We start from the raw sequence: 8,267 nt of genomic DNA, 5'->3' as shown, positions 1-8,267 counted from the left end.
CTTCGACGTCATGCTGATGTGCTCTCCTCAGGGCCGTCCAGGAAGAGTATCCCCTGGTAGACGGGCTGTCTCACATCAGCGTGACAGGGAGGGGGCACGCCGCTCTGCTGGTCGCCTGTCGCCCAGGTGAGCACTTCGCAGGAGCCATAGGTGAGGTGGACCTGGCTGATCGGATCCCAGTAGTCCCAGAGGTCCCCGTCGTAGGGAGTCTGGTAGCGGCGGAACGCGGTCTTGAATTCGCCGTGCTCGCGAATGGCGGTCGCTACCTCGTTGCGCCAGCGCTTCGTCAGGGCCTTGCGGAACGCGTTCACCTCGGCTTCGAGCGCGGCGTAGAAGTTGGTGTCGTAGATGATGCCATCGGACACGTCGATCTCCTCGGGATTCTCGCTCCTCCCCCTAGCTAGTCACGTGCCAAGCGCTAGCGATCGAAGCATGTAGGTCATTGATCTCGCGTGTAGCCGTAAGTCACGAGCCGAGACTTGTTGATCATGAACCGAGGCTACCGGGCCGTGTTACAGCCCCCGACTCGTCACCGTTGTTGCCCTTGGCACCTGACTACCTCCGAAGCACGAAGAGGCCAGGGCATCCGACCTCGCAGAGCCGAACAAGCCGGTGCGGAAGGCGGAAGGCGGACTCCGATCGGCGCTGTTGTGGCTCCTCGAGGTGGTACACGCCGATGACGAGCCGCGGGTTCACTGCTCGCTCATGTTGCGCACGAAGTCGGCACAGACGATGAGAGTCGCGAGATCGAGGGTGGCGGACGGGATGCGCCCGCCACCCTCGACTCTGCCCGGGGTCAGGAGTCGCTGCCTGCCGACCTGTTGCCGAGTACGCGGACCGTCGTACTCAATTTGATGGGCAGTCCTTCCTCGCCCTTGAGGAATGGTTGGATGTCGATCGGCTTGCGTAGCGTTCGGCCGGGCCCCCAGGCCTGCTGGCGTTCGTGGCCGGAGACCCAGAATCGGTGATCGGGTTTCGCTCGGCACCCGGCGGCATCCGATTTGGTCGATCTGGATCCCGGTGTGCTGCTGCGGGGCTTGATCCGGACGATCCGCACGTCGGGCAACCGACGGTTGCTGCGCTGGTACGCCCTGGTCGTGCCCTTGGGGAGTTTCGCCGGGAGCGCCTCGGCCATCTGCTGGTTGATCAGTAGCCAGGTCGTGATGAGTGGCCCGAGGGGATGGTTGCCGTCGATCGAGGCACGTCGGGGTACGTGTTCGGCGTGGGCGGGCAGCAGCCAGCCGATCTCATGTCGCAGGGCGGGCATGAGGTGTTCGGGCAGGGCGGTGCCGATTGTGCGGTAGCCGATGAGCTGCCACCCGTCGAGTTGGGGTGTCCATGAGACGGCTGCGAGCTGTCCGGGCCCGATGGATCTCGGCCAGGCGATCAGACCGGATGGTGTGGGCATGAGTTCCTCGGAGATCCTGGCGGGCGGTTGATCATCGCTGACGGCCTCGACCAGCTCGGTGAACTCTTCGTTGATCCAGTACATCGGTGCCAGGTCGAGCTGGTTCGCCAGCCGCTGTCGGGCGTCGCGGTCGTTGATGGCCGGGGGGAGGTCCGCCGCGCTGCGGAGCAGTCCGGTGAGCCGGTCGCGGGTCTTCGGCAGCATTTCGGCGGCGAGCCGGGTAGCCGGCCATTGTGTCGTGGTGAGCAGGGTTCGTCCTTCGCGGCCGAGGACGATGCCGCGGTGCAGCAGGTTCAGTTGTGTGTATTCGGTGCTGCCGTGGCGCCATCGCATGACGGAGGCGCACCGGTCGGTGAGGGCGTCGACGTCGTCGGCCTCGATGTGCTGGGCACACGGGTAGCAGACGTGCCAGTGGCTGTTGTAGGTCTCGATGACATCCGCGTCCAGCGTCATGATCTGGATGAGGCCGGTCCGGTAGTTCCAGACGGGCAGTTCGCCGGAGCAGGTGTGGCACCGGTTGAAGACCTGCGGAAGACGAGCGGCGGGCACCGGTACGACCTCGTGTTCATGGTCGGCGACCGGATGACGGAAGCTGATGCTGTTGCCGTGCCGGTGCTCGGTGAGTGCGTGGTTGCAGGTGGCGCAAGCCGTCAGGGTTGTGAGGTTCATGCGCCGTCCCCGTTCTGGGTACGGCGCCGGTCGCGTAGGCGCGGACCTCGCCGAGGCCGGTGGTCCGGCATCGTCATGCCGGGCTGGTGGAAGACGTACCGGTTCCCGCCCTGCTGCTTGGCCTGATACATGGCGAGGTCGGCGTGATGCAGGGCGACACCTTCCAGCAGATCGGTGCCGGCGGCGATGTTGACGCCGAGGCTGGCGGTGATCGTGACGGTGACCGGCCCGTCGTCGCCGGTGACGGTGACCGGTTCGGCGATGAGGACGATGAAGTGTTCGGCCAGCCTGGCGGGCTCGTGTCGGCCCAGGGGAATGACGGCGGCGAACTCGTCGCCGGACAGCCTGGCGGCGTGCCCGCCGTAGAGGGCGGCGAGTTGCCCGATCCGGTCGGCGGCTGCCCGGAGAAGCTCGTCTCCCGCGTCGTGGCCGTGGGCGTCGTTGACCTGTTTGAACAGGTCGAGGTCGATCAGCAGGACGATGATCCGGCCGGGATCACCTGAGGCGGTGGTGGCCTGATGCGCGACGCGCAGACCCAGGCGGTTGTGCAGGTCGGTGAGTGGATCGTGCGTCAGTCGCCAGACGGCGTCGGACAGCGCGGCGCGTAGCCGGTTGATGCCGTGCCGCATGGCCAGGTAGGTCGTCAGGGAGCCGAGGGCGGCTCCGCCCGTGATCGCCACAACGGTGGCGATCACGGCAGGTGTGGTGAACACTGGGTTCCTCCAATGCGTTGGAGACCCGGGACGCAGACGTTGTCGAGGCGCGGCGTCCGGGGTTGTGGATGCAACGACGGCCCGCCTTTCGGCGGGCCGTCGTTGCTATGGGGAGCTAGCGGATGTGCGCCAGTTCGGTGAGCACGTCGCTGCCGCTGGTGACCAGGCGGGCGGCGCGGTGGTCGCGGAGTGCCTGGTGTGCGCCGGTGGATGTGGCGGAGGTGACCGGGCCGGGCATGACCATCGCGTGCCGGCCGAGCAGAACCGCTTCCTCGATCGCGGCGAGTGACGTGCTGGCGTGGGCTGCTTCGACCAGGACGGTGCCGCTGGTCATGCCGGCGAGCAGCCGGGTGGCGGTGGTGGCCCTGGCCCGGGTGGGGGTGGTGCCGGGTGGGTAGGCGGTGGCCAGGAGTCCGTGGTTGCCGGTGACCTGGGTGAGTAGGCCGCGCAGGTTGTGTGGGTGGGGGATGTCGATGCCGCCGGCCAGGACCACGACGACACGGGCCTCGGTGGTGAGTGCGCCGCGGATGGCGGCTGCGGAGATGCCGTAGCCGCTGGTGGTCGCGGTGGTCCATCCGGCGGCGGCCAGGTCGCGGGTCAGGTCGGCGGCGATGGTGGTGCCGTAGGGGGTGGCGGCACGGCTGCCGCAGACCGCGACGGTACGGGCCGTAATGGGTTCGTCGGTGCCGCGGACCCACAGGCACATCGCCGCTGCGGAGGCGGCGCAGTAGGTGACCTGGGTGAGGTCGTCGAGGCGTTGCGGCCAGTTCTTGTCTTCGGGGATCAGCACGCGGGCACCGGAGGCCTGGGTGGCGTTGTCGACCGTACGGATCTGGGTGTGTAGTTGTTTGATGGTCATGGCGCCGGCGCACTCGTCGCGCAGCTCCTGCGAGGTTTTCGGGGAGACGAGCTTGTCGAGGGCGTCGGCCGGGCCGTAGTAGACGGTCAGCGCGTGCAGCGCCTCGGCACAGGCCGGGGCCAGGGTTGTCAGGTGGGCCAGGGCGGCCCGGGCCGCGCGGATCCGTTCCAGTTCGGTGATCACGCCAGGTCTCCCGCCAGGAGTGCGGACCCATCGGTGGTTTCCGGGGCTTGCGGGGCGAGTTCGGTGAGGATGCGTTTGGCGACGGCGAGCACGGTGGTGGCGCATGCGGCGACCAGGGTCAGGTCGCCGTCGGCCCAGCCGAGTACGTAGGCGTCGCTGTAGGCGGCGGTGTCCAGGCCGAGGGCCGCGCAGACGATGTGCGCGATGCTTTCGGCTTCGGTTTCCGCCCGGCCGCGGTGCAGGTCCTCGCCGGGCCGGTGGTCGGTGAGGTGGCCACAACGGATGTGCGCCAGTTCGTGCACGGTGGTCTTGACCTGCTGGGCGGGGCTGACGTCGTCGCGGACGCGTACGCGCATGACGTTGCCTGCGACGGTGACACCGTTAGCCTGGCCGAGGTATCGGCTGCCCGGTGCGGCCAGGTCGAAGGCGTAGCCTTCGGCTTCGATGAGCGTGACCAGGTCGTCGAACGCGCCGGTCGGGTCGTCGCCGGACAGCAACTGGGGCAGCCCGGCGGCTGACATCATGGTCCGGCGGCGTCGGCTGACGGTGGGGACGTCGAACGGCTCGCCGTCGGTCTGCGACAACTCGAACGTCGGCATCAACCCGAACCCGACGACCTGCACCGCCGGGCGCCCGGACGGCTCCCGGCGCACGGTACGGCCCTCGGCCTCCCACTGACGGGCCTGGTCCTCGGTCGGCCGGCGCCGGACCGGCGCCCACACCTTGAACGCCTGCTCGCCTTTGCGGACGGTGCGGCCGTGGCGTTTCCAGCCGGTGGTGCCCGCCCGGTTGCCGAACGGCAGGAAGAAGCGTGGGGTGATGCCGCGGTCCTCGGCCTGCATCATCAGCAGCAGTTGGTTGCTGAGGCTGTAGTGGGCGCCGAACACGGCGACCTGTTCGATGAACTGGACCCAGCGGGCCGGTTCGGACGCCAGCGCGGCGAGCCGGGCGTCGAAGTCGGTTTTGATCCGTTGCAGGAACTCGTCGTGGTCCTGGTCGGTGTCCGTGGCGCCGGTGGTGGTGACCATGGGCTGGTCTCTCCTGTTCTCCGCCGTACGGCGGTGAGCAGGCTGGGACCACGCGGTCCCAGCCTGCCCGTCGGTGAACGGGTGGGGACCGCGCGAACGCGGTGTGACGACCACCGCGGCAGCGGTGATCGTTCAGCGAGCCGTCAGCGGTGCGGCTCTATGGATCGGATGGGACGCTGCCTTCGGGCGAAAGCGCCCTTCAGTGCCCCGTGTTGTGCCGGTGAGGTTCAGTCGGTCTCGGCGACGGCGATCGAGCCGTCAAAACTTCAGACCGCGCCTACCCGAGCGGGGAACCGCCCGGCACTACCGCCGTCGTCGAAGAACGACGGTGAGCTGGGCTCGTCGGTCCGAGGCCGCCGCCCGATGATCTCCAAGGTTGGATGCAGCGTGCCTCGCGGCCGTAGCTCGTAGTTCTCGACGAGGACGCGGACGTAGTCGACGTCGGAGGCGTAGGGGACGTAGTCGCCCTGCCGGATGGTGCCGCCGAGCCGGGAACAACAGGCCACCGACACCGGGTACCAGCCGGTCCGGACCGCGGTGACGATGTGCCCGCAGGACAGGTCGAACTCGAACACACACAGCCGGTTCGACTCGAACCCGTCCATGGATTCGGGATCGTCGAGCACGACCGTGGTGCGGGGCGGTGGTGTGCACGGGCCGCAGAGAGGGCCGAGGTCCGGCAGGAAGCCGCCGTCGCAGGCCCCGCACACCAGGCGCAGGCAGGCCCGGCACTCGCCCGAAGCAGCCTGGGCTCGGCCGGTGCCGCAGAATCCGCACGCTGCGGTGAGGCAGTCGCTGGTGTGCCGGCCGGGCCGGTGCCGGTGGCAGGGGTGGTCACGCATCGTTGCCACCCCACAGCAGCCGTTGGAAGGTGGCCGGGCTGAGCGGTTCCCCGGTACGCCGTGGCGGTGTGTCGATACGCCGCCAGCCGACCGGTTCGCAGGCGAGCCAGGTGGTGTTGCTGTGGGCGGTGACGGCGACGACGTCCCCGGTCGACAGTGAACGTCGCCGTAGCAGCCGGTAGACCCCGGCGATGAGGAAGTCCTCCTCGCCGCCGGGCATCGCACGGCTGGCCCCGAGCTGGGAGAGTTCGCCGTTGAACACGTAGAACGCCCAGTCGCCGATCTGTTCCGGGCTGACGTCCGCGGGCAGCCGCCGCCAGGTGGAGATGACCTCGGTGAGGGTGTGGCACGGCTCGTACGGCGCGAAACCGCTGTCCAGGTTGTGGTAGACCTCGATGAGCCGCGGTTGCAGCAGATCCCCATGCTCGGGGACACGCTGATTGAGGTGGTGCATCCGATTCCTCCATGCGTTTGGTCGGAATCCGGGCACGCCAAAATGGCCGTGCCCGGAGGTGCGCGGATGGCGCGGTGGCCGGGCTACGGCCAGGGGGTGGTGCCGAGCAAGCGTCACAGGGTGCGTCTGCTCAACGTGCTGAACGGCACGAACCAGGTCGGCCACAGCGGGCTGGTGGGTGGGGTGCCTGGCTGTTTCGAACCGGGTAGCGGCGGCCGACCCGAGAAAACGGGTGGGCACGATGCCGTCACGGCAAGGTTCGCAGCCGAAGGCACAGATAAAGAGGGAACGTCCAGCGTATCGAGACTCACCCGGGTTGGTGCCGGGCTGTCAGGTTCGCCGACCTGGCGAAACCTGACAGCGCCGAGCCGTCGTGTCATCTCCGTTGAACGCTCGGGTTCGCCGGAACCAGCGGACTTTTACCGACACGCGAAGGTGAAGCTCCCGAGGCCTCCAGTTCCCCGTGAGGGCACTTGGGTTCGCGGAACTCGCGGAGTTTCAGCGGCGCCGTAGTACGAGGACGTCCTCGTGGGCGACCAGGTGCACCGGGATCCCGGCGGCGCGGGAGCGGCGTACCGCGATGAGACCGAACATGTTGGCCCGGTGCACGATCTGGCCTTCGCGGACGGCGGCGAGCATCGCCGCGCACCGTTGCACCGGCTCCAGGCTGGCCGCGCGTGCGGCGGTGAGCAGTTCGCCGGGCAGGTCGATCAGGTCGTCGCGGTGACGGCGGACCGGACGGCACGTGATCACCACGATGCCGCCGGGCCGCAACAGCCGGTGGCAGGCGGTCAGGATCTGGGTGAAACCGTCGAGCAGCCGTGTCCATCCGGCGTAGGCGAGGTTGCCCTGCCGCCGGTCGCCGTACAGATGGTCGCGTTTGGTGACCCTCGCACCGGTTGCCCGGACCAGGCCGTGGGTTCCCCGGCCGTAGGGCGGTGAGGTGAGCACAAGCCCGACCCGGCCGACCGCGGCCGCGGGTACCAGGCTGAGCAGGTCGGTGGCGTCGCCGGTGAACACCGTCGCGGTGCCGGCGGCGCCCTGGCGTACGGCCAGGTCGATGTTGGCGGCCGCCAGCCGGGTGAACCGGGGCTCGATGTCGACGCCGATGGCCCGGCGGCCGAGGTGCATGGCCTCGACCAGGGTGGTGCCGGACCCGCACATCGGGTCGAACACCAGATCCCCGGGAGCGGTGAACGAGTTGATCGCGTGCGCGGCCAGGTGTGGCAGCATCTTGCCGGGATGGCTGGAGGTCTCCGGGACGTACCGGCCCCGTCGTTGGTCGCGGGCGGGCTGCTGGCAGGTCAGCCAGACCGAGGTGATCGGTAGCATGTCGTGCGGCATCACTACCTCCCTTCGCCGGTGCTGCGGGTGAAGATCAGCACGTCGGTGTGGATGTCGAGCTGGGCGGCCGAACCGGGCCGGGGTGTGCGGTCGGAACCGACGACGTGCTGCAGATAGGCCAGCCCTGCCTGCTTCGCGGCGATGACCACGTCGACCGGCGCCACGAGATCGCGGTGCGGCAGCAGCACCGCCACACAACCGCCCGGCAGCAAACGGTCGCGGCAGCGGCCGAAGAACCCGACAGGGCTGCCGGTCTCGTCGGCCGGCCAGCCGGTGACGATCAGGGCCGCCGCCTCGGCACCCCAGCCGACGACACGGGCGTCCTGCAGATGGCTGCGGCGGTGAGCGTTGATGATCGCGCGGGCCAGGTGCGGCCCCCTGGCCAGGTCGACGACCAGGTCGCACGGGTGGGTGAGGTTGTGGACCAGGCGTACGCCCATCGCGGTGGACATGGTGTCGCCCCGGCGCGGGGCGGGCACCGGCCACACGGTGATGGGCACGGGCGGGTCGCCGGGCACCGTCTCCCCCACGGGATCCGGTGCCGGACGGCGGTGTGCGTCGGCCATAGGCGGATAGGCCCCCGGACCGGCGCGGCGTACTGACGATCCCCAGTACGCGACTGTCAGGCCGATCGAACCCGCCCCCGACCTGACAGCACCCGTCAACGGCTAGTGTCCCGTCTCAGTGAACTTGCGCGTGTCGCAATGAAGTTGCTCCGACCCGGCGGTTTGTCTCACTACGGTTGCCCCGGCCTGTTGTGGGGAGGG

Annotated in this window: 9 protein-coding genes; all 9 read right to left on the bottom strand. The window is 69.0% G+C overall.

The window, feature by feature from the left end; genetic code table 11:
* Positions 1-8: 8 nt before the first annotated feature.
* A complete protein-coding gene (locus AB0I88_RS40595; protein ID WP_361037525.1) occupies positions 9-365 on the bottom strand; it encodes a hypothetical protein in 357 nt (118 codons plus the stop codon).
* Between the two features lie 431 nt (positions 366-796).
* A complete protein-coding gene (locus AB0I88_RS40590) occupies positions 797-2,077 on the bottom strand; it encodes a hypothetical protein (protein WP_361037523.1) in 1,281 nt (426 codons plus the stop codon).
* Positions 2,074-2,772 (bottom strand): GGDEF domain-containing protein, encoded by a 699-nt coding sequence (locus tag AB0I88_RS40585; protein ID WP_361037521.1) that lies wholly within the window; start codon positions 2,770-2,772, stop codon positions 2,074-2,076. The genes AB0I88_RS40590 and AB0I88_RS40585 overlap by 4 nt, the downstream gene beginning before the upstream one ends.
* 133 nt (positions 2,773-2,905) lie before the next feature.
* Positions 2,906-3,832, bottom strand: a complete 927-nt coding sequence (locus tag AB0I88_RS40580) for a DNA-processing protein DprA (RefSeq protein WP_361037519.1) — start codon at positions 3,830-3,832, stop codon at positions 2,906-2,908.
* A complete protein-coding gene (locus tag AB0I88_RS40575; protein ID WP_361037517.1) occupies positions 3,829-4,860 on the bottom strand; it encodes an ArdC-like ssDNA-binding domain-containing protein in 1,032 nt (343 codons plus the stop codon). Before AB0I88_RS40575 ends, AB0I88_RS40580 begins: the two co-directional genes overlap by 4 nt.
* Before the next feature lie 266 nt (positions 4,861-5,126).
* The gene (locus tag AB0I88_RS40570) at positions 5,127-5,702 is read right to left on the bottom strand and encodes a hypothetical protein (RefSeq protein ID WP_361037515.1); all 576 of its coding nucleotides are present in this window, start codon (positions 5,700-5,702) and stop codon (positions 5,127-5,129) included.
* Positions 5,695-6,156 carry a hypothetical protein gene (locus AB0I88_RS40565; protein ID WP_361037513.1) on the bottom strand — a complete coding sequence of 154 codons (462 nt, stop codon included), beginning with the start codon at positions 6,154-6,156 and terminating at the stop codon, positions 5,695-5,697. The genes AB0I88_RS40570 and AB0I88_RS40565 overlap by 8 nt, the downstream gene beginning before the upstream one ends.
* Before the next feature lie 498 nt (positions 6,157-6,654).
* A complete protein-coding gene (locus AB0I88_RS40560; RefSeq protein WP_361037511.1) occupies positions 6,655-7,500 on the bottom strand; it encodes a DNA methyltransferase in 846 nt (281 codons plus the stop codon).
* A 2-nt stretch (positions 7,501-7,502) separates the two neighbouring features.
* Entirely contained in the window at positions 7,503-8,000 is a 498-nt protein-coding gene (locus AB0I88_RS40555) for a hypothetical protein (RefSeq protein WP_361037510.1), read from the bottom strand.
* Positions 8,001-8,267: the final 267 nt, after the last annotated feature.

This window comes from Actinoplanes sp. NPDC049802 (genome assembly GCF_040656595.1).
Taxonomy (GTDB): domain Bacteria; phylum Actinomycetota; class Actinomycetes; order Mycobacteriales; family Micromonosporaceae; genus Actinoplanes.
This window is presented reverse-complemented; position numbering and strand designations above follow the sequence as displayed.

Coding starts and splice junctions, on each gene's coding strand:
- AB0I88_RS40590 (WP_361037523.1), bottom strand. CDS start 2,077: ATGAACCTCACAACCCTGACGGCTTGCGCCACCTGCAACCACGCACTC.
- AB0I88_RS40575 (WP_361037517.1), bottom strand. CDS start 4,860: ATGGTCACCACCACCGGCGCCACGGACACCGACCAGGACCACGACGAG.
- AB0I88_RS40570 (WP_361037515.1), bottom strand. CDS start 5,702: ATGCGTGACCACCCCTGCCACCGGCACCGGCCCGGCCGGCACACCAGC.
- AB0I88_RS40565 (WP_361037513.1), bottom strand. CDS start 6,156: ATGCACCACCTCAATCAGCGTGTCCCCGAGCATGGGGATCTGCTGCAA.
- AB0I88_RS40560 (WP_361037511.1), bottom strand. CDS start 7,500: ATGCCGCACGACATGCTACCGATCACCTCGGTCTGGCTGACCTGCCAG.